The 25,342-nt window shown below is 74.4% G+C and carries 22 protein-coding genes; 11 read left to right on the top strand and 11 right to left on the bottom strand.

All coding sequences use genetic code 11. From position 1 onward, the window contains the following. The first annotated feature begins 28 nt into the window (after nt 1-28). The 6 genes from HC251_RS14870 to HC251_RS14845 are packed head-to-tail and all read left to right on the top strand — an operon-like array spanning nt 29 to nt 6,867. Nucleotides 29-1,111: a low specificity L-threonine aldolase gene (locus HC251_RS14870; RefSeq protein ID WP_219941385.1), complete on the top strand. Its 1,083-nt coding sequence runs from the start codon at nt 29-31 to the stop codon at nt 1,109-1,111. A 2-nt stretch (nt 1,112-1,113) separates the two neighbouring features. Next, nucleotides 1,114-1,653 carry a PH domain-containing protein gene (locus HC251_RS14865; RefSeq protein WP_219941384.1) on the top strand — a complete coding sequence of 180 codons (540 nt, stop codon included), beginning with the start codon at nt 1,114-1,116 and terminating at the stop codon, nt 1,651-1,653. After that, the gene (locus HC251_RS14860; RefSeq protein WP_219941383.1) at nt 1,646-3,235 is read left to right on the top strand and encodes a PH domain-containing protein; all 1,590 of its coding nucleotides are present in this window, start codon (nt 1,646-1,648) and stop codon (nt 3,233-3,235) included. Before HC251_RS14865 ends, HC251_RS14860 begins: the two co-directional genes overlap by 8 nt. Before the next feature lie 10 nt (nt 3,236-3,245). After that, a complete protein-coding gene (locus HC251_RS14855; RefSeq protein ID WP_255566426.1) occupies nt 3,246-4,859 on the top strand; it encodes an FAD-binding oxidoreductase in 1,614 nt (537 codons plus the stop codon). 53 nt (nt 4,860-4,912) lie between these two features. Further along, complete coding sequence (locus HC251_RS14850; RefSeq protein ID WP_219941382.1) at nt 4,913-6,688, top strand: class I adenylate-forming enzyme family protein; 1,776 nt, start codon at nt 4,913-4,915, stop codon at nt 6,686-6,688. A 26-nt stretch (nt 6,689-6,714) separates the two neighbouring features. Continuing rightward, nucleotides 6,715-6,867: a hypothetical protein gene (locus HC251_RS14845; protein ID WP_219941381.1), complete on the top strand. Its 153-nt coding sequence runs from the start codon at nt 6,715-6,717 to the stop codon at nt 6,865-6,867. A gap of 65 nt (nt 6,868-6,932) precedes the next feature. Here HC251_RS14845 and HC251_RS14840 read toward each other — a convergent pair whose 3' ends face one another. Next, entirely contained in the window at nt 6,933-7,862 is a 930-nt protein-coding gene (locus HC251_RS14840) for a DNA-3-methyladenine glycosylase (RefSeq protein ID WP_219941380.1), read from the bottom strand. A 130-nt stretch (nt 7,863-7,992) separates the two neighbouring features. Here HC251_RS14840 and HC251_RS14835 point away from each other — a divergent pair, with 130 nt between their 5' ends. Then, nucleotides 7,993-9,462 carry a carotenoid oxygenase family protein gene (locus HC251_RS14835; protein WP_219941379.1) on the top strand — a complete coding sequence of 490 codons (1,470 nt, stop codon included), beginning with the start codon at nt 7,993-7,995 and terminating at the stop codon, nt 9,460-9,462. 60 nt (nt 9,463-9,522) lie between these two features. On the opposite strand, the gene HC251_RS14830 is transcribed toward HC251_RS14835, so the two are convergent. The 3 genes from HC251_RS14830 to HC251_RS14820 form a co-directional block, all read right to left on the bottom strand. Continuing rightward, the gene (locus HC251_RS14830; RefSeq protein ID WP_219941378.1) at nt 9,523-9,954 is read right to left on the bottom strand and encodes a cyclopropane-fatty-acyl-phospholipid synthase family protein; all 432 of its coding nucleotides are present in this window, start codon (nt 9,952-9,954) and stop codon (nt 9,523-9,525) included. Beyond that, nucleotides 9,951-11,087 (bottom strand): serine hydrolase, encoded by a 1,137-nt coding sequence (locus tag HC251_RS14825; RefSeq protein ID WP_219941377.1) that lies wholly within the window; start codon nt 11,085-11,087, stop codon nt 9,951-9,953. Before HC251_RS14825 ends, HC251_RS14830 begins: the two co-directional genes overlap by 4 nt. Nucleotides 11,088-11,183: 96 nt before the next feature. Further along, nucleotides 11,184-12,122, bottom strand: a complete 939-nt coding sequence (locus HC251_RS14820; protein ID WP_219941376.1) for a TIGR03621 family F420-dependent LLM class oxidoreductase — start codon at nt 12,120-12,122, stop codon at nt 11,184-11,186. Nucleotides 12,123-12,208: 86 nt separating this feature from the next. Here HC251_RS14820 and HC251_RS14815 point away from each other — a divergent pair, with 86 nt between their 5' ends. From HC251_RS14815 to HC251_RS14805, 3 genes are read left to right on the top strand one after another with little or no spacing between them, the layout of a single operon-like run. After that, nucleotides 12,209-14,302 carry a transglycosylase domain-containing protein gene (locus HC251_RS14815; protein ID WP_219941375.1) on the top strand — a complete coding sequence of 698 codons (2,094 nt, stop codon included), beginning with the start codon at nt 12,209-12,211 and terminating at the stop codon, nt 14,300-14,302. Nucleotides 14,303-14,330: 28 nt separating this feature from the next. Further along, the gene (locus HC251_RS14810; protein ID WP_219941374.1) at nt 14,331-15,047 is read left to right on the top strand and encodes a zinc ribbon domain-containing protein; all 717 of its coding nucleotides are present in this window, start codon (nt 14,331-14,333) and stop codon (nt 15,045-15,047) included. A 1-nt stretch (nt 15,048) separates the two neighbouring features. Then, nucleotides 15,049-15,546 carry a hypothetical protein gene (locus HC251_RS14805; protein WP_219941373.1) on the top strand — a complete coding sequence of 166 codons (498 nt, stop codon included), beginning with the start codon at nt 15,049-15,051 and terminating at the stop codon, nt 15,544-15,546. A 21-nt stretch (nt 15,547-15,567) separates the two neighbouring features. Here HC251_RS14805 and HC251_RS14800 read toward each other — a convergent pair whose 3' ends face one another. Both HC251_RS14800 and HC251_RS14795 read right to left on the bottom strand, forming a co-directional pair. After that, nucleotides 15,568-16,473, bottom strand: a complete 906-nt coding sequence (locus HC251_RS14800; protein WP_219941372.1) for an SMP-30/gluconolactonase/LRE family protein — start codon at nt 16,471-16,473, stop codon at nt 15,568-15,570. A gap of 371 nt (nt 16,474-16,844) precedes the next feature. Continuing rightward, a complete protein-coding gene (locus HC251_RS14795; RefSeq protein ID WP_255566425.1) occupies nt 16,845-17,756 on the bottom strand; it encodes a phytanoyl-CoA dioxygenase family protein in 912 nt (303 codons plus the stop codon). A gap of 88 nt (nt 17,757-17,844) precedes the next feature. On the opposite strand from HC251_RS14795, the gene HC251_RS14790 reads away from it, so the two are divergent. Continuing rightward, nucleotides 17,845-19,116 (top strand): hypothetical protein, encoded by a 1,272-nt coding sequence (locus HC251_RS14790; RefSeq protein ID WP_219941370.1) that lies wholly within the window; start codon nt 17,845-17,847, stop codon nt 19,114-19,116. Nucleotides 19,117-19,128: 12 nt separating this feature from the next. Here the strand turns inward: HC251_RS14790 and HC251_RS14785 are convergent, their stop codons facing one another. The 5 genes from HC251_RS14785 to HC251_RS14765 all read right to left on the bottom strand — a co-directional run bounded on the left by HC251_RS14785 (nt 19,129) and on the right by HC251_RS14765 (nt 25,159). Then, nucleotides 19,129-19,545: a cytidine deaminase gene (locus tag HC251_RS14785; protein ID WP_255566424.1), complete on the bottom strand. Its 417-nt coding sequence runs from the start codon at nt 19,543-19,545 to the stop codon at nt 19,129-19,131. Next, the gene (locus tag HC251_RS14780) at nt 19,542-21,011 is read right to left on the bottom strand and encodes an ABC transporter permease (protein WP_219941369.1); all 1,470 of its coding nucleotides are present in this window, start codon (nt 21,009-21,011) and stop codon (nt 19,542-19,544) included. The genes HC251_RS14785 and HC251_RS14780 overlap by 4 nt, the downstream gene beginning before the upstream one ends. Then, nucleotides 21,008-22,153, bottom strand: coding sequence for an ABC transporter permease (locus HC251_RS14775; protein WP_219941368.1), 1,146 nt, complete (start codon nt 22,151-22,153; stop codon nt 21,008-21,010). Before HC251_RS14775 ends, HC251_RS14780 begins: the two co-directional genes overlap by 4 nt. Then, nucleotides 22,150-23,886, bottom strand: a complete 1,737-nt coding sequence (locus tag HC251_RS14770; protein ID WP_219941367.1) for an ABC transporter ATP-binding protein — start codon at nt 23,884-23,886, stop codon at nt 22,150-22,152. Before HC251_RS14770 ends, HC251_RS14775 begins: the two co-directional genes overlap by 4 nt. 100 nt (nt 23,887-23,986) lie before the next feature. Then, nucleotides 23,987-25,159 carry a BMP family protein gene (locus tag HC251_RS14765; RefSeq protein ID WP_219941366.1) on the bottom strand — a complete coding sequence of 391 codons (1,173 nt, stop codon included), beginning with the start codon at nt 25,157-25,159 and terminating at the stop codon, nt 23,987-23,989. Nucleotides 25,160-25,342 lie beyond the last annotated feature (183 nt).

Genomic DNA, 25,342 nt, shown 5'->3' with positions numbered 1-25,342 from the left:
CGAGTTCGGCGGTGGGCAGGATGGGTCGGTGCCCGCCGCCGATCGACCCATCGCCCCGGACCTGCCACCGCCGCCCGCCGCCAGCTTCGCCAGCGACAACGCCGCCGGTGTGGCCCCGGAGGTGATGGACGCCCTGGTGGCCGCCAACGCCGGGCCGGCGCTGGCCTACGGCGAGGACCGGTGGACGGCCGCCGCCGTCGCCGACCTGCGGGAGGCGTTCGGTGCGCCGGTCGAGGTCGTCCCCTGCTGGGGCGGCACCGGCGCCAACGTGGTGGGGCTGGCGTCGGTCCTCCAGCCGTGGGAGGCGGTGATCTGCACCGACTCGGCCCACATCGTCACCGACGAGGCCGGGGCCCCGGCCCGCTTCACCGGCGCCACGCTCGTCCCCGTGCCCCACGACGACGGGAAGCTCCGCCCGGCGGCGGTGGCCCCCTACATGCACTGGCGGGGCGAGGTCCACCACCCCCAGCCCCGGGTCCTGTCGATCAGCCAGGTCACCGAGCTGGGCACCGTCTACACCGACGACGAGGTGGCCGAGCTGGCCGACCTGGCGCACGCCCACGACATGGTCCTCCACCTCGACGGCGCCCGCATCGCCAACGCCCTGGCGGCGTCGGGCTCCGACCTGCGCCGCTCGATCCGTGACGTCGGCGTGGACCTCATGACCTTCGGGCTCACCAAGGACGGGGCCATGTACGGCGACGCCGTCGTCTACGTGCAGCCCGCCCTGGCGGCCCACGCCCACCTCGTCCGCAAGCAGGCCGGGCAGCTGCCGTCGAAGGCCCGGTTCGTGGCCGCCCAGATCTCCGCCCTCCTCGCCGAGGACCGCTGGCTCGTCCACGCCCGCCACGCCAACGCCATGGCCGCCCGGCTGGCCACCGCCGTCTCCGCCATCGAGGGGGTGACGGTCCGCCGCCCGCCCGAGGCCAACGCCGTGTTCGCCCGCATCCCGGCCGCGGCCGTGACGCCCCTCCAGGAGTGGTCGTTCTTCTGGCCGTGGGACCCGGCCACCTCGCTGGTGCGGTGGATGACGGGGTTCGCCACGACCGAGGCCGACGTCGACCGCTTCGCCGCCGGTGTCGCCGCCGTCATCGCCGCGGTCCGCGCCTGATCGTGGAGCCGACGCCGGGTCCCGCCGCCGGCGCCGCCGTGGTGTCGCCGACGCCCCCGGTGGCCGACCCGTCGGACCCTCGCCACCCCCTCGACCCCCGGGCGCGCACGCTCTGGCAGGTGGTGGCCCTGCTGTGGGCCGCGCCGGTGGTGCTCGTCCTCCTGGGCGTCGCGGGGGTCGCCCTGGGCGCCGAGGCCACCGGCGTCGCCGTCGCCGCCGGCGCGGCCGTGCCCGTCGTGGTGGCCCTGGCCGTCGTCGGCCCGATCGTCCGCCACCGGCGGTGGTCGTGGGCCCTGACCGACGAGGGGCTGGAGCTGGCCCACGGGGTCCTGCTGCGCACCGAGTCGTCGATCCCGGTGTTCCGGGTCCAGCAGGTCGACGTGCGCCAGGGCCCGCTCGAGCGGGCCTTCGGCCTCGTCACCTTGCAGATCACGACGGCGTCCGCCGGCAGCGACGGCACCCTGCCGGGCGTCGACGCCGACGGGGCCGAGGAGGTCCGACGCCGGATCCTGGCCCGCGTCGCGGCCGACGACGGTGTCTGACCCCGTCGGGGCCCCGCCGCCGGCGGTGCCCGACCCGGTCGCCGCCCGACGCCTCCACCCGCTGTCGCCGGTCCTCGACGGGGTCCGGCTCCTGCCCCAGCTGGTCGGCATCGTCGTGCTCGGCGGCGCCGGGGGCTTCCTCACCGTGCCCTTCCTCGTCGTCGGCGCCCTCGTCGTGGCCGGGATCCGCTACCTCGCCTGGTCCCGCACGTCGTACCGGATCGAGGACGGGTCGCTCGTGGTCGAGCGGGGCCTCCTCGAGCGCACCCGGACCGTGCTCCCGCTCGACCGGGTCCAGCAGGTCGACGTCCAGCGCAAGCTGCGCCACCAGGTCACCGGTCTGGCCGTGGTGCGGATCGACCGGGCCGGGGGCGGCGACGAGGCCGAGGTCGTCCTCGACGCCGTGACCCGCGACGAGGCCGAGCGGCTGCGGAGGGCCCTGCGGGGCGGCGCCGCCGGTGCGGCCGGCGGCGTGACGGGGGCACCGACCGACGCCGGCGCCGACGAGCCCGAGCACGTGGTCGTCGCCCTCGGCCTGCGCGACGTGGCGATCGCGGGTCTGACCGGCGCCAAGCTGCTGGTGGTGTTCGCGGCCCTCGGCGCCGTGACCGGGACGATCGGCGAGGTGGCCGGCGACGACTCCTACGAGACGGCGGCGCGGTGGGTGCGCGACGGGCCCCGCCCGGGAACGCTGGCGCTCCTCGTCGGGACCGTCGTGGCCGTCCCCCTGTGGCTGGCCGTCGCCGCCGGGGCGTCGATCCTGGCCGACGGCGGGTTCCGGCTGGCGCGGCGGGGGGACCAGCTGAGGGTGAGCCGGGGCGTGCTCGACCAGCGGGAGGCCAGCCTGGCCATCCATCGGATCCAGGTCGTCCGGGTCGCCGACAACCCTCTGCGGCGGGCCCTCGGCCTGGTGTCGGTGTCGCTCCAGAGCGCCGGGGGGTCCGGGTCGGTCGAGGGGTCGAGCACCAGGGTCACCGTGCCGCTGCTGCGGCGGTCCGAGGTGGACGCCCTGCTGGCCGAGGTCCTGCCCCACGCCCCCGCCCTCCCGGAGCTGGCCCCGGCCCCACCGGCGGCGCGCCGCCGGGCGTGGGTGCGCAGCATCGGCGTGGCCCTCCTCGTCGCCGTCCCGATCGCCGTCCTCCTGGCGCCGATCGGCCGGCTCGCCCTCGTCCTGCCCGTCCTGGCCGTCGGGCTGGGGGAGGCGTCCTACCGGGCCCTGGGCTGGGCGACCGTCGACGGCTCCCTCATCGCCCGCCGGGGGGCGATCGGTCGGGAGGTGGCGGTCGTGCCGGTGGCCAAGGCCCAGAGCAGCCGCCTGCGCTCGAGCCCCTTCCAGCGGCGGGCCGGGCTGGCGACCCTGCTCGTCGACGTGGCCGGCCGGGGCCGCACCCCCGCCGTCGTCGACGGGGACGGCGAGGACCTCGCCCACCTCCGCCACGCCGCCCTCGACACGGTGGCGGCGCGCCACGACGAGGTCGCCGTGCGACGACGGACCCAGGCGGTGGTCGGCGATCGACCCGAGATCCCCGTCGACGCCACGCCCCGCCGACGGAGTCGGCCGAGCGGGGAGCGGGAAGCATAGGGTCGGGGTCGTGGAGGCCGCACGCCGTCGCTCGTGGTGGGGCTGGGGCTGGGAGGACGCCGCCGTGGCCGGGGCCGAGCGCGACGCCGTCGCCCGCACCATGGCCGGGTTCGGCTTCACGCCCGAGGACCACGCCCCGCCCGCCGTCGCCGACCTCGACCTCCGGGCGCCCCGGATCGCCCCGCCCGACGCCCTGGCGGCGATCTGCTCGACCGACCGGCGCGAGCGCGCCGCCCACACCCACGGCCAGGCGTACCGCGACGTGGCCCGCAACCTGCTGGGCCGGCTCGCCGAGCCGCCCGACGTGGTCGCCCGGCCCCGGACCGAGGACGACGTGGTCGCCCTGCTCGACTGGTGCACCGGCGCCGGCGTGGCCGCCATCGCCTTCGGTGGCGGGTCCTCGGTCGTCGGCGGGGTCGAGGCCCGGCTGGGCGACGCCTACCCCGGTGCCGTCTCGATCGACCTCGGCGGGCTCGACCGGGTGCTGGAGGTCGAGCCGACCAGCCGCACGGCCCGCATCCAGGGCGGCACCCTCGGCCCGGTCCTCGAGGACCAGCTCCGCCCGCACGGGCTGACGCTGCGCCACTTCCCGCAGTCGTTCGAGTTCTCGACCCTGGGGGGCTGGATCGCCACCCGCGCCGGCGGTCACTTCGCCACCGGGCCGACCCACATCGACGACCTGGTGGCGTCGGTCCGGGCGGTGACGCCGGCCGGCGTGTCCGAGTCGCGCCGCCTCCCCGGCTCGGGGGCCGGTCCGTCGCCCGACCGGCTGCTGCTGGGGAGCGAGGGGACCCTGGGCATCGTCACCGAGGCGTGGGTGCGGCTCCGGGCCCGGCCCCGCTGGCGGGCGGGGGCGTCGATCCGCTTCGCCCGCTGGTCCGACGGGGTGGGCGCGGTGCGGGCCATCAGCCAGTCGGGGCTCCTGCCGGCCAACTGCCGCCTGCTCGACGGGACCGAGGCCGCGCTCACCTCGGGCGTCTCGGGCGTCGGCGCCCTGCTCGTCCTCGGGTTCGAGTCGGCCGACCACCCCGTCGGCCCGTGGGTCGCCCAGGCGGTGGAGCTCTGCCAGGACCACGGGGGCGAGCTCCCGGAGGGCGTGCGGACCTCCGACAGCCACGACGGCGGCGGGGCCGCGTCCCGGGAGGGGGCGGCGGGGGAGTGGCGCTCGACGTTCCTCCGGGCCCCCTACACCCGCGACGCCCTGGCCACGATGGGGCTGATCGTCGAGACGTTCGAGACGGCGTGCCCGTGGGACCGGTTCGACGAGCTCCACGCCGCCGTCACGACCGCCGCGACCGACGCCGTGGCGCGGGTGTGCGGGCTCGGCGTGGTGACGTGCCGGTTCACCCACGTCTACCCCGACGGCCCGGCGCCGTACTTCTCCGTCTACGCCCAGGGCCGCTGGGGCGACCAGGTCGCCCAGTGGGACGCGGTGAAGGTCGCCGTGTCCGAGGCCCTCGCCGCCGCGGGCGGCACCATCACGCACCACCACGCCGTCGGGCGCGACCACCGGCCGTGGTACGACCGCCAGCGCCCCGAGCCCCACGCCCTCGCCCTGCGGGCGGCCAAGGCCGCCCTCGACCCCGCCGGCATCCTCAACCCCGGCGTCCTGATCGACCCCTGAAGGCCGCGAGGGGTCTGGACACGGGCGTTTCCAATCTCTGGCACGATGGCCCCATGCCCACCCCTGCCGACGCCGTCGCCCATCTCACCGCCGCCCGAGACGAGCTGACCGGCCCCGGCGGTGGGTTCGAGATGCGCACCGAGGAGGTGCTGGGCCGGGAGGTGCGGGTCTTCGCCTCGGCCCCGCCGTCGATGCGCACCTTCTGGGAGATGGCCGAGCTCCACGGGGACAAGCCCTACATCGTCTTCGAGGACGAGCAGCTCACCTACGCCGAGACCGCCGCCGCCGTCCGCTCCCTCGCCCACCACCTGGTCGACGAGCACGGCGTCGGCTCGGGCGACCGGGTCGGGATCGCCATGCGGAACTACCCGGAGTGGGTCATCAGCCACTGGGCCGCGCTCTGCATCGGCGCCGCGGCCGTGGGCCTCAACGCCTGGTGGACGACGCCCGAGATGCGCCACGGCATCACCGACTCGGCACCCAAGGTGCTCCTGGTCGACGACGAGCGGCTCGCCCGGCTCGAGCCCATCCTCGACGAGCTGCGCGCCGACCGCCCGCTGCCGGTGATCGCCGTGCGCACCGACCGGGAGCTGCCCCCCGGCACCGTCGCCTGGGACGCCGTGGTCGACCCCGCCACCGCGCCCCCGCAGCTGCCGCCGGCCGACATCCACCCCGACGACGACGCCCTCATCTTCTACACCTCGGGCACCACCGGGTTCCCGAAGGGCGCCCAGATCACCCACCGGGGATCGGTCCACAACGTCCTGCACCTCGTGTACTGGAGCATCCTGACCGCCACGGCGGCGGCGAAGGCGGCGGCCGCGGTCGGCCCCGACGCGCCCGGCGACACCGACGCCGACACCTCCCCGGACGACGCCCCGGCCGCCCCCGCCCAGCCGGTGTTCATGGGGGCCACGCCGCTGTTCCACGTCACGGCCTGCAACTGCCTGGTCCACCCGGCGACCATCGCCGGCGGCCGGGTCGTGCTCATGCACAAGTGGGACGCCGGTCGGGCCCTCGAGCTGATCGAGCGGGAGGGCGTCACCAACTTCTCCGGCGTCCCCACCATGGGCCGCGAGCTGATCTCCCACCCCGACTTCGCCACCCGCGACACCTCCACCCTGGCCTCGATCGCCGGCGGCGGCGCACCCGTGCCGCCGGACCTCGTCGGCAAGATCGACCACGCCCTGCCCAAGGGGGCGCCCACCACCGGCTACGGCCTGACCGAGACCAGCGGGATCATCACCGCCAACGCCGCCACCTACTACCTGGCCAAGCCGCTGTCGTGCGGGCCGGTGGTGCCGACCCTCGACGCCAAGCTGGTCGACGAGGTCGGCGACACGGTCGAGGGGCCTGACGCCGTCGGCCAGCTGTGGGTGAAGGGCCCGATCGTCATCAAGGGGTACCTGAACCGGCCCGACGCCACCGCCGAGGCCATCGTCGACGGCTGGTTCGACACCGGCGACATCGCCCGCATCGACGAGGACGGCTTCGTCTTCATCGTCGACCGGGCCAAGGACATGGTGCTGCGGGGCGGCGAGAACGTGTACTGCTCGGAGGTCGAAGCCGCGATCTACGAGCACCCGGACGTGGCCGAGGCGGCCGTGTTCGGCGTCCCCGACGAGAGGCTGGGCGAGGCGGTCGCCGCCGCCATCGTGGTGCGCGACGGGGCCACGCTCGACGAGGCCGGGCTGCGGGCGTTCCTCGACGGCCGCATCGCCGCCCACAAGATCCCGACCACGACCTGGTTCCGCACCGAGGCGCTGCCCCGCAACGCCAGCGGCAAGTTCCTCAAGCGGGCGCTGCGCGACGAGCTCCTCGGGGCCTAGCGTCGCGCCAGAGCGCATCCGACGGCGTGTGGGTCCTGGGCGGGCACCAGAGCGACTTCGCCCGCACCGTCACCAAGGACGGGATCGGGCCCCACGGCCTGGTGGGCGAGGTCGCGAAGGCCACCCTCGAGGACGCCGCCGTGGCTTGCAGCCTCGTGGTCACCTCCCCCGAGGACTGACCGCCGACCGGTGCCAGGCACCGGTCGGGTCCACGGAAGGTGCCAGGCACCATCCGTGTCGACCGCTACATGGCGCGGAAGTCGTGGGGGGCGTAGCGGGGGCCGCGCCTGGGGCGGCGGACGCCGGTCAGGCCCACCAGGCGGACGACCCGGCCCCGGTGGCCGGCCCACGGCTCGAGCAGCTCGGCCAGGCGCTCGTCGGTGCCGCCCCACTCGCCGGTGAGGGCGTAGACGACGTCCTTGGCCACGTGGAAGTCGCCGTAGGACACGGCGTCGGGGTCGCCGAGGGCCCGCTGGGCGACCTCGGCGGCGGTCCACACGCCGACGCCCGGCACCCGACGCAGGTGGGCCCGGGCGGCCTCGCCCTCCATCCCGACGCACCGCTCCAGGGCCGGGGCGACGGTCGCGGCCCGGGCGACCGTCGTCCACCGGCTTGCCTCGACCCCGGCCCGGTGCCAGTCCCACGACGGCACCCGCCCCCAGGCCCGGGCCGACGGGGTCACCCGCATGCCCTCGGGCGCGGGTCCGGGCGCCGGGGCACCGTGCCGGCGGAGCAGGTACGACCACGCCCGCCGGGCCTCGCCGCCCGTCACCCGCTGCTCGATGACGGCGGGCACCAGCATCTCGAACACGAGCCCGACGGCGGGCGTCCGCAGCGACGCGCCGTGGCGGCGCCACTGGTCGAGCACCATCGGGTGCAGCGCCGGGTCGAACCCGTCGACGTCGTCAAGGGCGCCGAGCGTCGCCGGCAGCTGCTCGGCGGCCCAGGTCGCGCCGGGCCCCCACGAGTCGCCCACGACGACCCGCTCGACCGGCCGCACCGAGATCCGCTGCGTGGCCGGCCCGACGGGGGTGCGCATCGTGCGCCAGACGGCGCCGTCCGGGGTGACCCGGAACGTCGGGTCGTACCGGCCCCGGCTGAGCGGTCCCAGCGTGCGCCGCACGTCGACGGCCCACCCCGGCCGCCACTCCCGCTGCACCTCGCCGGCCACCACCGCCCGGACCCTACGTGAGAGCTGCGGTGGGCGCGACGTGCCAGGCACGCCGCGTCCACCGCGCCAGCGCACGGATGGTGCCAGGCACCATCCGTGGCGCGCGCGGGGCCGACGTGCCAGCCTCCACGGCATGGACGTCGAGCTGGTGGGTCGGGCCCTGCGCACGTTGCCGGACGACGACGACCACCCCTACCGCTCGGGGCCCTGGCGCCCGCAGCACGAGGAGTGGCACGTCGACGCCCTCGACCTGGTCGCGGGAACGCTGCCCGACGACCTCGACGGCCTCTACCTGCGCAACACCGAGAACCCCGTCCACCTCCCGATCGAGCGCTACCACCCCTTCGACGGCGACGGCATGGTCCACGCCGTGGGCTTCCAGGACGGCCGGGCCTGGTACCGCAACCGGTTCGTCCGCACCGCCGGGTTCGACGCCGAGCAGGAGGCGGGCCGCAGCCTCTGGGCCGGGATCTCCGAGAGCCCCAAGGTGGCCGAGGCGCCCGGCGGGTGGGGGGCCCGGACCCGGATGAAGGACGCGTCGAGCACCGACGTGGTCGTCCACGCCGGTCAGGCGATCACCAGCTTCTGGCAGTGCGGGGACCTGTACCGCCTCGACCCCCTCACGCTCGACACCGTCGGGGCCACCAGCTGGGACGGGTGGTTCCCGGCGGCGGGGGTGTCGGCCCACACCAAGGTCGACGAGGCCACCGGCGAGATGATGTTCTTCTCCTACGGGCTGGAGGCGCCGTACCTCCACTACGGCGTGGTCGACGCCGAGGACCGGCTGGTCCACCACACGCCGGTGCCCCTGCCGGGTCCCCGCCTCCCGCACGACATGGCCTTCACGGCCCGGCACGTGATCCTCAACGCCTTCCCGATGTACTGGGACCAGCGCCTGCTGGCCAAGGGCCACTTCGCCCTGGCCATGCACGACGAGCCGAGCCGCTTCGCCGTGCTGCCCCGCCGGGGCGGCGTCGACGACATCCGCTGGTTCGACGCCGACCCGACCTACGTCCTGCACTTCACCAACGCGTGGGAGGAGGGGGACGAGGTCGTCCTCGAGGGCTTCTACCAGGACGAGCCCATGCCCCGGCCCGACGTCAGCGACGAGATGTGGATGTTCCGCTACCTGGCGCTGGACTGGATGAAGCCCCGCCTCCACCGCTGGCGCTTCGACCTGCGCACGGGTGCCACCCACGAGGAGCACCTCCGCGACGAGAACACCGAGTTCGGGATCGTCAACCCGCTCCTCGCCGGCCAGCCGCACCGCTACGTCCACGCCGCCACCGGCAAGCCGGGCTGGTTCCTCTTCGACGGCCTCGTCCGCCACGACGTGCACACCGGGGCCGACGAGCGCCTCCGCCTGCCCGAGGGCGTGTACTGCTCCGAGGTCGGCGTGGCCCCCAAGGTCGGCGGCACGGCCGAGGACGACGCCTACCTCGTCACCCTCACGACCGACGTCGAGCACGACACCTCCGAGTGCTGGGTGATCGACGCCGCCGACGTCGCCGCCGGTCCGGTCGCCCGCCTCCGCCTGCCGCAGCGGATCTCCAGCGGGACCCACGCCACCTGGGCCCCCGGGTCGGCCGTCCCCGGCTGGTGAGCTCGTCCTGTCGATCCCCAGGGGCCCCCACGCGCCACGAGGGTTGACAGAAGCGGGGGGTCAGCCGACCGGCACGGCCTGGAGGGGGTCGCCCGTGTCGACCCAGAGGACGCCGCCGGGGACGAGGACGTCGGCCAGCCGGGCGCGGGCGAGCCGGCCGGCCTCGGGGTGGCGGCCGTCGAGGGCGCCGACGCGGACGGCGAAGGCCAGGTCGTAGCGCGCCTCGCCCGGCTCGAGGGCCAGGTCCTCGGCCGCCACCTGTCGCACCCGCATGACGCCGGCGGCGATCTCGGCCGCCGACCCGGCCTCGGCCTGGGCGACGGCCCGCGCCGAGCGGTCGGTGGCCAGCACGAAGCCGCCGGGTCCGACGCGAGCGGCCACGGCGCGCGCCGCCACGCCAGGACCGCAGCCGATCTCGAGCACCCGGAGCCCCGGCTCCAGCGGCAGGGCGTCGACGACGGCGGCCAGCCGGGGCGAGATGCGGGCGCTCACCGCTGCGCCGCCCAGGTGAGGAAGGCGGCGATGGCCCGGAAGTCGTCGGGGCCCTCCATCTCGACCTGGCCCAGCCAGACCGTGACCACGCCCCGCGAGGGGATCACGTAGCCGGCGGTGCCGGTGCCGCCGACCCAGCCGTAGCGGCCCGGGACGTTCCAGGGGTCGGTCGGGGTCAGGTCCACGCTGCCGCCGAACCCCCAGCCCTGCCCCTCGAGGAAGGGACTGTCGGGCTCGGCCTCGACGTGGCTGGTCAGCATCAGGTCGACCGACTCGGGCGCGAGGACCCGTCGGCCCCGGTGCTCGCCGCGGGCCAGGAGCATCCGACCGAAGGCGGCCCAGTCGTCGACGGTGGACACCAGGCCGCCGGCGCCGGAGGCGAAGGGCGGCGGCGCGGCCCAGTGCCCGTCGGGCGGGTCGACCTGCTCCAGGTCGCCGTGATCGTCGCGGCGGTAGCACGCCGTCATCCGGTCGAGGTCCTCGGGGGCGACGGAGAAGCCCGTGTCGGCCATGGTCAGTGGCTCCAACACGGTGTCGGCGAAGACGTCGTCGAGCGAGGTCCCCTCGGCCCGGGCCAGCAGGACGCCGAGGATGTCGCTGCTGGTGTTGTAGGTCCAGCCCTCGCCCGGCTGGTGGAGGAGCGGGATCCGGGCCAGCCGGGCCATCCACTCGTCGGTCGGCGGGCGCTCCTGGGGGCGTGGCGGGCCCTGCGCCAGGTCGTCGAGGAGCCGGCCGACGACCGGGACGGCGAAGTCCGACGGGAACCCGTGGCCCCCCTGGGAGGTCAGCAGGTGGCGGACGGTGATGGGTCGCACGGCGGGCACGACGTCGTCGAGCGCGGACGAGACCGTGCGGAGCACGACGGGCTCGGCCAGCTCCGGCAGCCACCGGGACACGGGGTCGTCGAGGCCGAACCGGCCCCGCTCGACCAGGGCCATGGTCGCCGCCGCGGTGATCGGCTTGGTGATCGACGCGATGCGGAACAGCGAGTCGCGGGTCATGGGGTCGCCGCCGACGGCGCGGACGCCGCCTGCGGCCACGGTGATCTCGTCGGCGTCGGCCACGAGGGCCACGGCGCCGGGCACGGCGCCCGTGGCGACCTGCTCGTCGACGATGTCCTGCAGCGTGGTCATGCGAGGGCCGACGTCACCGGGCCCCGCCGCTCATCGGTCGTCACGAGCCCTGACCCTCCGGGCCAGGCCGGTCGCCCCACCCACGGCTCCGTAAGCCTACTGGCCGGCGAGCCGGGCCACGACCGGGGCGAAGGGCTCCATGCTGTCGCCCTGGACGACCACGTAGGAGAAGCCCCAGCGCTCCCGGCGGGCCTCCAGGTCGGCGCAGATCTCGTCGACGGTGCCGATGAGGGCGTGGGGGTACTCGGCCACCGCGGCGGGCTCGATGCCGAACAGCGGCGCCATCATCTCGATCGTCCCGGCCCGGTCGTCGGTCACGATCGTCGCGAAGTGGAGGGCGTTGAGCTCGATGTCGTCGAAGCGGTCACCGGCGGCGGCCCGGATCCACTCCAGCTTCTGGTCGGTCTCCTCGGCCGTCCCGTTGAGGGCCGCCTCGGCGTCGACCCGGCCGTTGGGGATGGTCGGGTTGACCCCGACGATCTGGGCCTCGCGGGCGGCGAACGACAGGACCCGCTTGAGCCCGCCACCGATCAGCAGCGGAGGGTGCGGCTGCTGCACCGGCTTGGGGAAGCCGTCGTAGCCGGCGAGGGTGTAGTGCTCGCCCTCGTAGGAGAAGGCGTCCGGCCCGAAGACGCCCTTGAGCACGGCGACGGACTCGACCATGCGGTCGACCCGGACCTTGGGCGGGTCCATGGGGATGCCGGACTGGGTGTAGTCCGAGGTCATCCACCCGGCGCCGAGGCCCAGCTCGAGACGCCCACCGCTCAGCACGTCGAGGGTGGCGCAGTCCTTGGCCAGCACGACGGGGTGGCGGTAGTCGTTGTCGAACACCAGCGTCCCGACCCGGAGGGTGGTGGTGGCGTCGGCCGCAGCCTGGAGGGCGACGGTGGGCGAGAGCTGGTCGCCGAAGTGGTCCGGCATGAACAGGGTCGAGAAGCCCAGGTCCTCGGCCTGGATGGCCATCCGGGCCCAGGTGGCGGCGTCGGGGGCGGTGCTGAGCTGGACGCCGAAGCGGAACGGGCGGGGGTGGGCCATGGCGGGAACCTACCGCCGGTGTCGCGGCCCTCGTCGGCCTCGTCCGCGAGGGTCTGCCGGGGTGCGGCCTGTAGCCTCGTCCGGGCGTGTTGAGGAACCTGAGGGACGCGGTCCTGACCAACGTGGGCCGGGTCATCCGGCTCGGCGGCATCGTCGTGCTGGGCGTGGTGACGCTGACGGCCTCGATCTTCGCCGCCGCGCCCCGCGTGGCCGACATCACCGCCGCCCACAGCTTCGACATCCCCGAGGTCACGCTCGACCCGCTGTCGGAGCGGTCCTACGTCTACGACCGCGACGGCAACGAGATGGCCACCTTCGTCTCGGCCGAGAACCGGGTCCGGGTCGACATCGAGGACGTCCCCCGCACCGTGGTCGACTCCGTCCTCGCCGCCGAGGACTCGTCGTTCTACAGCCACGACGGCGTGAACGCCCGCTCCATCGCCCGGGCCCTGACGGCCAACATCGAGAGCGGCGACGTGGCCCAGGGCGGGTCGACGATCACCCAGCAGGTGGTCAAGAACGCCATCACCGGCGGCAAGCAGGACTTCGCCCGCAAGATCCGCGAGGCGGTCCTCGCCGTCGAGCTCGAGGACCGCTACACCAAGGACGAGATCCTCGAGCGCTACCTCAACACCATCTACCTGGGGTCGGGCGCCTACGGGGTGCAGGCCGCGGCCGAGGTCTACTTCAGCAAGGACGTGGCCGACCTGACCTGGGCCGAGGGGGCGATGCTGGCCGGCATCATCCGCTGCCCGGTCTCGTGCGACCCGTTCAAGCGGCCCTCGAAGGCGACGGCGCGCCGGGCCACCGTGCTCGACTCGCTCTACAGCACCGACCGGATCACCAAGCTCGACCGGGACGTGGCCAAGTTCACCGCCCTGCCGACCGAGCCCAACCTGCCCCAGCAGCCCGACGACTACTTCCTCGAGACGGTCAAGCAGGCGCTGCTCGACGATCCCCGGCTCGGCGACACGCCGACGGCCCGCTACAACCGGCTCTACGGCGGCGGCCTGAAGATCTACACGACCTTCGACCAGCGGCTGTACCTGCTGGCCCAGGCGGCCCGCAACACCACCATGGCGAACCTGCCCAACGGCAACGACGACGGCACCTGGTCGCTGGCCCCGAACCCGATCACCGGGGCGCGCCGGATCGGGACCGCGGCGATGGCCGGGGTCGAACCGCGCACCGGTGCGGTGCGCTTCCTGGTCGGGGGGCCGGGGTTCGACCGCTACCAGTTCGACCTGTCCCAGTCGGACCAGCGGTCGGTGGGCTCGACGTTCAAGACGTTCGTGCTGGCCCAGGCCATCCTCGCCGGGTTCTCGCCCGCCGACCTGATCGACGGCTCGGGGCCGTGCCGGGACATCCCCGGCTACCCCGAGGACGACCCGCCCGAGAACTTCGGCAACGGCCAGGGCGGCGTGGGCACCCTCACCTCCCAGACCCTGAAGTCCTCCAACTGCGCCTACCTCCGGCTCAACCAGATCGTCGGACCCGACCGGGTGGCCGAGCTGGCGACCCGGATGGGTGTGACCAGCCCGCTCGGCCCGGAGAACTCCTCCATGGCGCTCGGGCCCGACGGGATCTCGCCCCTCGACATGGCGGCCGCCTACGCGACCCTGGCCAACGACGGCGTGCGGAACCCCCCGTACTTCATCGAACGGGTCGTCGAGGCCGACGACACCGTCCTGTTCGCCCACCAGCCGACCCCCGAGGAGGTCCTGCCGGTCAACGTGGCCCGTCTCGTCACCGACGTCCTGCGCCAGAACGTCGAGAGCGGCACCGGCACCCGGGCCGACCTCGGGGCCCAGCCGGCGGCGGGCAAGACGGGCACGACCAACGGCCCCAGCGACGTCTGGTTCGTGGGCTACACCCCGCAGCTGTCCACCTCGGTGTGGATGGGGAGCACGTCCGACAACCTGCCCATCCAAGGGGTCGGCACCTCGGTGACCGGCGGGCGCATCCCGGCCCAGACGTGGGGCGACTTCATGCGCGAGGCCATGCGGGACGTGCCCGTGGAGCAGTTCGTCCCGCCCGAGCCGGTGCCCGGCGGCGACCTCCTCTGCCTCCTGTCCGAGGAGCGGCGGTGCCCGAACGGGAGCATCGTCGGCCGCGACGGCGAACGGGTGGGCGGCGGGTTCCGCGGCGACGACGACTTCGACTTCGACGGCGGCCGGTGACGACCAGCGCGCCTAGGTTGCCCCTCCGATGACCGACCCCATGCAGCAGCTGCTTGTCGTCCAGGGCCACGATCTGCGCGACACCCAGCTCCGCACCCGTCGCCAGGGCCTCCCCGAGCGGGCCGAAGCCGACGAGGTGGCCGCCGCCCAGGCGGCGCTGGCCGAGAGGCGGGCCGCGGTCGACGCCGAGCGCCACCGCCTCGAGCGGGAGCAGGCCAAGCTCGACGACGAGGTGGCCAGCCTGCGGGACAAGTCGGCCCACGCCGACAAGGCGCTCTACGGCGGGGCCGTCACCGGCGCCCGCGAGCTCCAGTCGCTCCAGGAGGAGATCGCCTCGCTGGCCCGCCGGATCAGCGACCTGGAGGACGCCGAGCTGGAGCTGATGGTCGAGCGCGACCCGCTCGACGCCCAGGCCGCCGCCCTCGCCGCCGAGGCGGCCGAGCTGGACCGGCGCGCCGAGGAGCTGGCCCAGAGGATCACCGTGGCCGAGGCCGAGATCGACGCCGAGCTGGAGTCCGAGGCCGCGGCCCGGACCGAGGCGGCCGCCGCCGTCCCCGACGACCTGCTGGCGGACTACGAGGCCCTCCGCTCCCAGCGGGCCGGGATCGGCGTGGCCCGGCTCGAGCACGGCACCTGCCAGGGCTGCCACATGAAGCTGTCGGCCGTCGAGCTGGATCGCATCAAGGCCCTGCCGCCCGACGCCCGCATCACCTGCGAGGACTGCGGCCGCCTGCTCGTCCGCTGACGTGGTCCTCTGGTTCGTCGGTCCGTCGATCGCCATCGTCTGGCTCGTCTTCCGCAGCCCCATGGCCGACCACCGCATGGTCGCCGTCGGGGCCCTGCTCCCCCTGGTCGAGGCGTTGACCGGCGGACCCCGTGTTCTCCACACCCTGCTCGGAGCGGTGGTCGCCCTGGGCGTGGTGATGGGGCTCACCCGGGGCCGGCGCCTCGTCCGGCGCCGCTGGCTGGGCATCCCCATCGGGCTGTTCCTGCACCTCGTCCTCGACGCCAGCTTCACCCGGGCCGAGCTGTTCTGGTGGCCGTTCCTCGGGTTCGACCTCGGCACCGGCGGCCTGCCCGAGCTCGACCGCCCGCTGGGCGTGATCGTCGTCCTCGAGCTGCTGGGCGCGGCGGCGTGCTGGTGGTGTTACCAGGCCTTCGACCTCCAGGACCGCACCCGCCGGGACACGTTCCTGCGGACCGGCCAGATCGACCGCGAGCTCCTCCCCCCGGACGGGCGCTAGGGGTCTGACGCCTTCCGTCGTTCAGGGGAGGCCAGCTCTCGGGACGTCGACGGTGGTGGTGGCGAGGACGGCCTCGCGAGCGGCGCTGCGGGCGTGCTCGAAGAAGTCGGGGGCCAGGCAGACGAGAAGGGTGCGCCCGTCGTCGCCGCCGAGCATGCAGGCGAAGGCGCCCTGGCCCTCGGGGGCGGGGATCTCGTCGACGATCTCGCCGCCGGGGGCGACCCGCACCACGCGGGCCCCGATGGCGTCGGCGGCCCAGATGTGGCCCTCGGCGTCGAGGCCGCAGCCGTCGGGGCCGACCGTGACCGCACCGAGCGTCTCGGCGAAGGAGCCCATCGGTGGGGTGGGGGCGATCTGGGCGTGGACCCGCCGATCGGAGAGGGAGCCGTCGCCGGCGATGGTGAAGGCGCTGTAGCGGCAGCCCATGGTCTCGCCGACGATCAGCGTCGTGCCGTCGTCGGTGATCACCGACCCGTTGGGGAAGTGGAGGCCCTCGGCCCCGACCGAGACGGACCCGTCCGGGGTCACGTGGTAGATCGGCGACGGCTGCGGGTCCTGGCCGCTCATGAGGTCGAACCCGAAGCTGCCGACGTAGGCGTGCCCGGTGGCCGACACGACCATGTCGTTGAGCGGCCCCTGGACGCCGATGTCGGTGAGGTCGGCGTGGACCGACGTGGTGCCGTCGGCGGCGACGCGCAGGATCTGGTGGTCCTTCATGGCCACGGCGATGAGGGTCCCGTCGGGGAGCCAGCCCAGGCCCGACGGCTGGCTCGGCACCTCGGCCACCTGCTCCTCGACGCCGTCGGTGGTCACGGTGAAGATGGCGTGGCGGTAGAAGTCGGACACCCACCAGCGTCCGTCGTGCCAGCGGGGCCCCTCGAAGAAGCAGCCGCCGTCGGAGAGGGTCGTGAGGGTCCGGTCGCTCATGGGCCGGACGATAGGCCCGCATCCGGACCCGCGCCGGAGTGCGCACGGATGGTGCCAGGCACCATCCGTGTCGTCAGGTGAAGCGGCGGAGGGGGAGCTCCGGCGGGCGCTGGAGCCAGGCACGTCCGCCGACCCCGCCCCGCCACCCCAGGGCGATGTCGGCGGACGTGCCGGCGTGTGGGTGGCGGATTGCTGGGAGGACGCCTGGTCGTGCCGGACGGTCAGGTGAAGCCGCGGAGGGGGAGCTCCGGGGGGCGCTGGAGCCAGGCACGTCCGCCGACCCCGCCCCGCCACCCCAGGGCGATGTCGGCGGACGTGCCGACGGGTTCGCTCCCTGGACAGCTGTGAGGACGCCTGGTCGCGGTGGAGCGTCAGGTGAACCCTCGGAGGGGGAGCTCCGGCGGGCGCTGGAGCCAGGCGTCCTCGGGGTAGTGGGCGGTGGCGTCGATGAGGTGGAGGGAGTAGGCCTGGCGGGACCGGTCGGAGCGGTTGGGGCCGGACCAGTGCGGGAGCAGGCCGTGGAGCACGACGAGCGTCCCGGCCGGCACCTCCAGCGGGACCAGCGGCCCGTCGGGGCCGGGCGGGGGGAGCGGCGTCGGGTCGAGGTCGGTGAAGCGGGTGCCGTCGGCGTCGGTCGCCCCGGCCCGGCTGAACACCCGGCGCAGCGGACCCCGGTGACCCCCGGGCTCGGCCCACAGGCAGCCGTTGCCGATGGTCGCGTCCTCCAGGGCCACCCACAGGCCCATGACCGAGTGCGGGTCGGTGGGCAGGAAGGTGGCGTCCTGGTGGCAGGTGACCTCGCCGCCGATGCGGGGCTGCTTGAAGATGTGCATCGACTGGAGCAGCAGCGGCTGCTCCGGCCCCAGGGCCTCGACGGTGCGGGCGAAGACCTCGGCCCGGGCGAAGCGGTCGTAGGTGTCGTCGAGGTCGTGCTGGGCGTGGCCGATCTTGTTGATGGCCCGCTCCAGGGGGACGGCCAGCTCGCCGTCGGCGTCGAAGGCCTCCTCCTCGAAGAAGCACCGCACCGCCGACCCCGACGACAGGAACCACTCGTCGGAGGTCCGGGTCTGCTCGTGGGTCGAGAACACCGACACCGGGTCCTCGGCGGCCTCGGCGACGATCTCCTCGGCCCGGGCCATGAGCTCGCGGCAGGCCGCCTCGGACACGGCGTCGTGGATCACGAGGAAGCCGTCGCGCTCCCAGGCGGCGCGGTCGTCGTCGGTGAGGGCCGGGCCGGTGGCGGCGACGGTGCGGGGATGGGCGGCGGGGGGCGAGGCGTCCACCTGTCCGAGGCTAGGCCCCGCCCGGGTGGGGGCACCCCTCGTGGACCCGGGCCGGAACCGGGCGCCGCCGTCTACCGTCCCAAAGCGCATGCGCCGCTGGACCACCGCCCCGCTCGCCGTCGCCCTCCTCCTCGCCCTCGCCGCCTGCGGCGACGGGTCCGACGACCCGACGACCACCGGCCCGGGCGGGCCCGGCGCCACCGACGTCGGGCCGCCGGAGGCCGAGGAGCCGCTCGACGCCGAGGTGGTCGCCCTGGCCCCCGGTGAACCGTCCACCCGCAACCGGCGCGAGGTCGTCGTGCTCGATCCGGGTGACCCCGAGGCGGCGGCCGCGCTGTTCGCCGAGGACGAGCGGGACGACGTCGCCACCGCCGTGGCCGGGGCCGACCTCGACGGCCGCACGTTGCTCGGGGGGATCGTCCACGTCGGGTGCGCGCGGGCCAGCGCCGTCTTCGTCGTGGTGCAGGACGACGTCGTGCACCTCCGGTCCGAGGACCTGTCCGACCTGGAGGACGGCGTCCAGTGCGTCGCGGCCACCGTGACGTCGGCGTTGGTCGCGGTGGCGACCGACGACCTGCCCCCGGCCTACCGCGACCCGGGGGCGGGGGCGGGCGACGACGGGGGCGAGGTCGCGGGCGACGTCGTCCTGGTCGCGGCGACGGGCTACGAGGCTGCGGCGGTGGCCGATCCCGGGCTGGTGCGCGACGCCGTCGACGTCGACGCCCTGGTCGGGCGGTACGGCGTCGAGGAGGAGGCGCCGGCGCTGCGGTCACGGGTCGAGACCGGCGAGGAGGTGCTCGTCGCCGCGGTGGTCGGGGAGGCCTGCGAGCCGCCCGTCGGGGGACGGGTCGTGCGGGTCGACGACGGCATCGAGCTGGTGCCCGACCACGGCGACCCGGGCCCCGATCCCGAGGTGGTGTGCGACGCCCTGGCCCAGGCGCTGGTCGTCGTGGCCGTGGCCGCCGCCGACGTCGAGGGGGTCGGCACCGTCGGCTCGGCCCCGGCCGACGGGCCCGTCGGCGTCGGCCCGGTCCACGTCGTGGAGGCGGTCGACGTCGGGGCCGAGCCCCTGGCGGTGGTGGCCGAGGACGAGGGCGGCGTCGATGCCGTCCTGGCCGGCATCGCCGGCGCCCCGCCTCTCGACCTGCCCCCGGTCGAGGGCGACGCCGTGCGGCTCGTCTTCGTGGTCGACGGTTGCCAGCCCGGCACCGGCGAGCTGATCGCCGACCTCGGCGCCGGGACCGTCCGGGCCGAGGTCCAGCAGGTGGGGCCGCCGGTCGAGTGCGAGGCGCTGGCGCCCCACGTGGTCGTCGCCGACCTCGCCGGCGGCCACGCCGGCCTGCAGCCGGTGACCGGGTGACCGGGTGACCGGTCAGGCGTCGCGCCGGGCGGCCAGGTCGGCCGGACCGAAGGCGCCGGGCAGCAGCGCGCCGAGCGTGACGGTGCCGTCGGCGCCGGCGTCGATGACCATGTCGGGGTCGGCGAACTCGGACAGGACTTGTCGGCAGCGACCGCAGGGGGCGAGGTAGTCGCCGTCGCCGGCCACCACGGCGAGGGCCACGATGCGGCCGCCGCCCGTGGCCGCCAGGGCCGAGGCCACGCCGTTCTCGGCGCAGGTCGTCAGCCCGATGCTGGCGTTCTCGACGTTGCAGCCGACCACGATGCGGCCGTCGTCCACGAGGGCGGCGGCGCCGACGCGCACGCCGGAGTAGGGGGCGTAGGCGTGGGCGGCGACCTCCCGGGCCCGGCGGCGCAGCGCCTCCCAGTCGATCGGAGGGGTCTCGGTCACCCGGATCGGCCGCGACGGTAGGGCAGGCCGTCGGCGGCCGGGGGCCGCAGCCGCTGCGAGGCGAAGGTGAGGACCAGGAGGGTCGTGAGGTGGGGGAGGAACACGACGATCTCGTTGGGGAGCTCGTCGATGGCCTCGAACCAGCCGTAGGCGGCGAGCCCGGCGAGGATGGCCACGACCGCCCCCTTCCACCGGCCGGTGATGAGGGCCCGCAGGACCATGAACACCGACCCCAGGGCGACCACGAGCAGCAGCGACCGGGTGGTCTCGCCGCTCTGGAGGCTCAGGGTGTCGGTGAAGCCGAACAGGCCGGCGCCCAGGGCCAGGCCCCCCGGACGCCAGTTGCCGAAGATCATGGCGGCCAGGCCGATGTAGCCCCGGCCGTTGGTCTGGCCGGCCCGGAACTGGTTGGCGAACAGGTACACCAGCGACACGCCGCCGAGCCCGGCCAGGGCGCCGGAGATGACCGTGGCCACGACCTTCATGAGGTAGACGTTCACGCCCAGCGACTCGGCCGCGACCGGGTCCTCGCCGACCGAGCGGAGGCGGAGGCCGAACTTGGTGCGCCACAAGATGACGGCGCTCACAGGGAAGGCGACCACGCCCATCACCACGATCCAGGACACCTCGCCGGTGAGGCCCTGGACGATGCGCCCGAGCTCCGAGACGCCGAAGCGCTCCTGCTCGTCGAGGTAGGGCGCCACGTCGATGACGCAGAGGACGCCGAGCACGCCGAGCACGACGAGGGCGATGGGACGGGCGAAGGTGGTGAGCGGCCCGTCGTCGCCCACGGGCCCGCCGCGTCGGAGCACGAAGGACACCACCACGGCGAGGACCACGATGACCGCGAGCCACACCAGGAGCGACGGCCCGGTGAGGCGGGCGCCGATCAGGTCGTGCAACCCGGGGACCCGGATGTCGCCGACCACGCCGGGCAGGCGGGGCGACTGGTTGGTCGAGTCGAAGAACTCGAGGTTGAGGAACTGGGCGACGCCGGCGCCGAGGATGTTGATGGCCACGCCGGAGACGATGTGGTCGACGCCGAAGCCGACGGTGGCCACGGCGTGGACGAGCCCCCCGACGGCACCGCCGAGGATGCCCAGCACGACGCCCCACCAGGGCCCGTGCTCGATGCAGCCCCAGGCCCCGAAGAAGGTGCCGAGGATCATCATGCCCTCGAGGCCGATGTTGACGATGCCGGCCCGCTCGGCCCAGAGCCCGCCCAGGCCGGCGAGGGCGATGGGGATCGTCAGCTGGAGGGCGGAGGACCACGTGTTGGCCGAGGTGAGCCGGTTGGCGTCGGTGATCTGCTCGGCGGCGGCGAGGATGACGACGAGCACGGTCGCGTAGAGCGCGAACCGGGCCCACGCCGGCATCCGGGTCAGCGGGTCGCGGCGACGGCGCGGGGCGTCGGCCTCGGCGTCGAGGACGGGCGCCGCGGTCGTGGTCGGGTCGACGACGGTCATGGGTGCGCTCCTGCGGCAGTGGCCGTCGCGGCCGACGGGGGTGGTTCCTCGGGTGAGTCACCGATCTCGCGTGCGATCGCCGCCGCCTCCCAGCGCTGGCCGAGCCGCCGGACCACCTCGTAGGCGATCACCACGGAGAGGACGATGATGCCCTGCACGATCGTGGCGATCTCCCGGGGGAGCTGGGCGCCCGACAGGGGGGTGCGGGCGATGTCGATGAACGACCACAGGAAGGCCCCGAAGGCGATCCCGACAGGGTTGTTCCGCCCCAGCAGGGCGATGGCGATGCCGGTGAAGCCCAGCCCCGACAGGAAGCTCTCCTCGGTGTAGCTGTACGGGCTGCTCACGATGGTGGACAGGCCGACCAGGCCGGCGATGGCGCCGGAGATCACCATGGCCACGACGGTCATCTGCTTGGCGTTGACCCCCGAGGCCCGGGCCGCGTTGGGGTTCTCGCCCGACGCCCGCAGGTCGTACCCGAACCGGCTGCGCCAGATGAGGGCCCAGTACGCCACGCCCACGAGGGCGGCGATGACGATGAAGGTGTTGAGCCGGGCGCTGCCGGCGGTGGGGAGGAAGTCGAGCATCGGGAGCCGGCCGCCCTTGGGGATGACGTCGGTGCGGACGGCGTAGTCGACGGTCCCGGCCTCCTTCTCCTCCACGAAGTAGCGGGTGAGGAGGAACGGGGTGAGCCCGAGGGCGATGGCGTTGAGCATGATCGTCGAGATGACCTCGCTCACCCCCCGGTAGGCCCGGAGCACGCCGGCGATGCCGGCCCAGGCGGCGCCGACGAGCATCGCCGTGGCCAGGACCCCGAGCAGGCGCGTCGGGCCCGGGAGGGGGAGGGCGGCACCGGCCGCCGCGGCCACGACCCCGGCCAGGCGGTACTGGCCCTCGACGCCGATGTTGAACAGGTTCATCTTGAACCCGATGGCCACGGCGACGCCGGACACGTAGTACGGCGCCGCCCGGTTCAGGGTCTGGACGATCTCCCGCATGCTGGTGACCTGGTTCCACATCACCTCGAGCACGTCGGTCACCGAGTTGTCGCTGAGCACCAGGACCAGGGTCGACGCCACCATCGCGAACACGATGGCCATCACCGGCGCGGCGAGGGTGAGGACGAGACGGTTGCCCTTCACGTGGGGCTCCCCTTGGTGAGGTCGGGCCCGGCGGGCGGGGCGGCGGCAGGGGTGCTCCCCTTGGTGAGGTCGGGACCGGAGGTCGTGGCTCCGGTCGGGGCGACCGTCTCGAGCGGGTGGGCCGACTGGACCTCGGCGGCCGCGGCATCGACGTCGAGCTCGCCCCCGCCGGCGGGGTCGGTGCCGGTCATGTAGCAGCCCAGGTCGTCGAGCGTCGTGGACGAGGGGTCGAGGCGGGCGACCATGCGCCCGCCGTAGAGGACCACGAGCGTGTCCGACAGCCCGATCAGCTCGTCGAGGTCGGCCGAGATGAGCAGGACGGCGAGGCCACGGGCCCGGGCCTTGCGCAGCTCCTCCCAGATGGCGGCCTGGGCTCCGACGTCGACGCCCCGGGTCGGGTGGGCCGCCACCAGGACCTGGGGCTCGGAGGTCAGCTCGCGGCCCATCACGAACTTCTGCTGGTTGCCGCCGGACAGGGCGCCGGCGCGCACGTCGACACCCGGGGTCATCACGTCGTAGGTCTCGATGATCTCGCGGGCTCGCCCGCGCGCCCCGGCCCGGTCCATGAACCCGCCGCTCGCGAACGGTGCCTGGGTCTGCTGGCCGAGGGCGGCGTTCTCCCACAGCGGTGCGTCGAGCAGGAGACCGTCGCGGTGGCGGTCCTCGGGGACGCACGCCACGCCGGCCTCGCGCCGGCGGCGCGTCGACCACGACGAGATGTCGTCGCTCCCGACGTGGATGGATCCGGCCGCCAGGTCGGCCAGCCCCATCACGGCGTTGATCAGCTCGGTCTGGCCGTTGCCCTCGACGCCGGCCACCCCGACGATCTCGCCCCGGCGGATGTCGAGGTCGATGCGGTCGAGGGCGGGGCGGCCCCCGGCCCCGGCGACGGTGACCCCCCGCAGGGACAGCTCGACGGTGTCGGTGACGGTCGAGTCGCGGGTCTCGGGGGTGGGGAGCTCGTGGCCGACCATGAGGTTGGCCAGGTCGCGGGCGGTGACCGAGCTCGGTTCGACGGTGGCCACGGTGGTGCCGGCCCGGATGACGGTGATGGCGTCGGCCACCGAGAGGACCTCGTCGAGCTTGTGGGAGATGAAGATGACGGTGAGGCCCTCGCTCTTGAGCTCGCGGAGGCTGCCGAAGAGGTCCTCGACCTCCTGGGGCACGAGCACGGCGGTGGGCTCGTCGAGGATCAGGACGCGGGCGCCGCGGTAGAGCACCTTCAAGATCTCGACCCGCTGGCGCTGCCCGACGCCGAGGTCCTCGACGAGGGCGTCGGGATCGACCGCCAGGCCGTACTGGCGCTCCAGCTCCTCGATGCGGCGACGGGCGCGGTTCCGGCTGAGGAAGACGGGCAGGTCGGGCTCGGCGCCGAGGACGATGTTCTCGAGGACGGTCAGGTTGTCGGCCAGCATGAAGTGCTGGTGGACCATGCCGATGCCGGCCTTGATGGCGTGCGTGGGCCGACGGAACGACACCAGCGAGCCGTCGACGGCGATGGTGCCCTCGTCGGGGCGCTGCATCCCGTAGAGGATCTTCATCAGGGTGGACTTGCCGGCGCCGTTCTCGCCGACGACGGCGTGGATGGTGCCGGCGTCGACCCGGAGGTTGACGTCGCGGTTGGCGATCACGCCGGGGAACCGCTTGGTGATGCCGGTGAGCTCCACGGCCGGGTGGGCCCCGGGGCGGGGCCCGGCTGGCGGTCCCTTTTCGGCGAGCGTGTCTGCGGCCACGGACGGGCCTCCTGGCGGTGGTGCGGGGCAGGGAGGGCGAAGGGGCCCGGGACCGTGCGGTCCCGGGCCCCTTCGCTTGTCTAGGGGTGATCCGTGCGGATCAGCTCGGCTCGGTCGGGACCTCGATCTCGCCGTCGACGATCTGCTGCTTGAGGTCCTCGATCTGGTCCTCGAACTCGGCCATCTGGCCGCCGTCGGTGGCGTAGTCGATGCCCTCGTTGGCCAGGTCGAAGGTCAGCGCCCCGGCCTCGAGCTCGTCGTTCACCAGGCTCTCGATGGCGGTGTAGACGGCGACGTCGACCCGCTTCAGCATCGAGGTGAGGATGCACGGCTGCACGTCCTCCTCGACCTGCTGGTACTGGTCGGAGTCGACCCCGATGGCCAGGCGGTCGGCCTCGGCGGCGGCCTGGAAGAGGCCCTCACCCGAGCCGCCGGCGGCGTGGTACACCACGTCGACCTCGTTGTCGTACATGCCGTCGGCGATGGTGCGGGCCGACGCGGCGTCGGCGAAGCCGTCGAAGTTCGGCGGCTGGGAGATGTAGGTGGACTCCACCTCGGCGGCCTCGTCGACCTCGGCCACGCCGGCCTCGAAGCCGGCCTGGAACTTCTGGATCAGCGGGGTCTCGACGCCGCCGATGAAGCCGATCTGGCCGGTGCCGCTGGCGAGGGCCGCCGCCGCCCCGACCAGGAACGAGCCCTGCTCCTCGGCGAACACCAGCGAGGTCACGTTGTCGGCCTCGAACGAGGCGTCGTCGATGATCGCGAAGCTGGTATCGGGGAACTCGGCGGAGATGCCGCCCGGGTCGTCCTCGGTGCCACCCATGGACTCGGCGAAGAGGAAGCCCACGCCGATGACGAGGTCGTTGCCGTCCTCGGCCAGCTGGCGGAGCAGGTCGCCACGGTTGGAGCCGTCCTCGTTGGGCTCGAGGTAGGTGACCTCGACGCCGAAGTCCTCGGCGGCCGCCTGGAGGCCGGTGTTGGCGGCCTCGTTGAACGAGTCGTCGTCGACGCCACCGATGTCGAGGACCATGCCGACCTTCATGCCGGCACCGTCGCCCTCGCCCCCGCCGACGGGCTCCTGGCTCGGCTCCTGGCCGGCCTCACCCTGGCAGGTGGCGGGTCCGTCGGACTCCTCGCCCTCGGTGTCGGACCCCTCCTCGGTGCCGCCGTCTCCGGTCGACTCCGGCTCGTCGTCCTCGGTGCTGCAGGCTGCGAAGAACAACCCGATGGCGGCGATCAGGGCGATGAGCCTGAACCATCGACGTGGGCGCACTGCTGTCTCCTCTTGTCACACATCCCCCCGACCCGATGCTCCGGGTTGGGTGAGCCCTCCCAGGTTGGGAGGAGCCGCACCCTACATCCCGCCCGCGGCCCGGGTGGGCGAGCGCCGTGCCGCCGCCCGGGCGCCACGCCGGAGAAGCAGGCGGGGGGCTTCCGCGCGGCGATAATGACGGTT

The sequence above is a fragment of the Iamia sp. SCSIO 61187 genome, from assembly GCF_019443745.1.
In the GTDB taxonomy this organism is placed as follows: domain Bacteria; phylum Actinomycetota; class Acidimicrobiia; order Acidimicrobiales; family Iamiaceae; genus Iamia.
The sequence above is the reverse complement of the archived record's forward strand: the minus strand, read 5'-3'. Positions and strand labels throughout refer to the sequence as shown.

What these genes read in the sequence shown, in the direction of transcription:
- HC251_RS14850 (WP_219941382.1), top strand. Translation starts at nt 4,913, where the DNA reads ATGCCCACCCCTGCCGACGCCGTCGCCCATCTCACCGCCGCCCGAGAC.
- HC251_RS14835 (WP_219941379.1), top strand. Translation starts at nt 7,993, where the DNA reads ATGGACGTCGAGCTGGTGGGTCGGGCCCTGCGCACGTTGCCGGACGAC.
- HC251_RS14825 (WP_219941377.1), bottom strand. Translation starts at nt 11,087, where the DNA reads ATGACCACGCTGCAGGACATCGTCGACGAGCAGGTCGCCACGGGCGCC.
- HC251_RS14820 (WP_219941376.1), bottom strand. Translation starts at nt 12,122, where the DNA reads ATGGCCCACCCCCGCCCGTTCCGCTTCGGCGTCCAGCTCAGCACCGCC.
- HC251_RS14810 (WP_219941374.1), top strand. Translation starts at nt 14,331, where the DNA reads ATGACCGACCCCATGCAGCAGCTGCTTGTCGTCCAGGGCCACGATCTG.
- HC251_RS14800 (WP_219941372.1), bottom strand. Translation starts at nt 16,473, where the DNA reads ATGAGCGACCGGACCCTCACGACCCTCTCCGACGGCGGCTGCTTCTTC.
- HC251_RS14790 (WP_219941370.1), top strand. Translation starts at nt 17,845, where the DNA reads ATGCGCCGCTGGACCACCGCCCCGCTCGCCGTCGCCCTCCTCCTCGCC.
- HC251_RS14780 (WP_219941369.1), bottom strand. Translation starts at nt 21,011, where the DNA reads ATGACCGTCGTCGACCCGACCACGACCGCGGCGCCCGTCCTCGACGCC.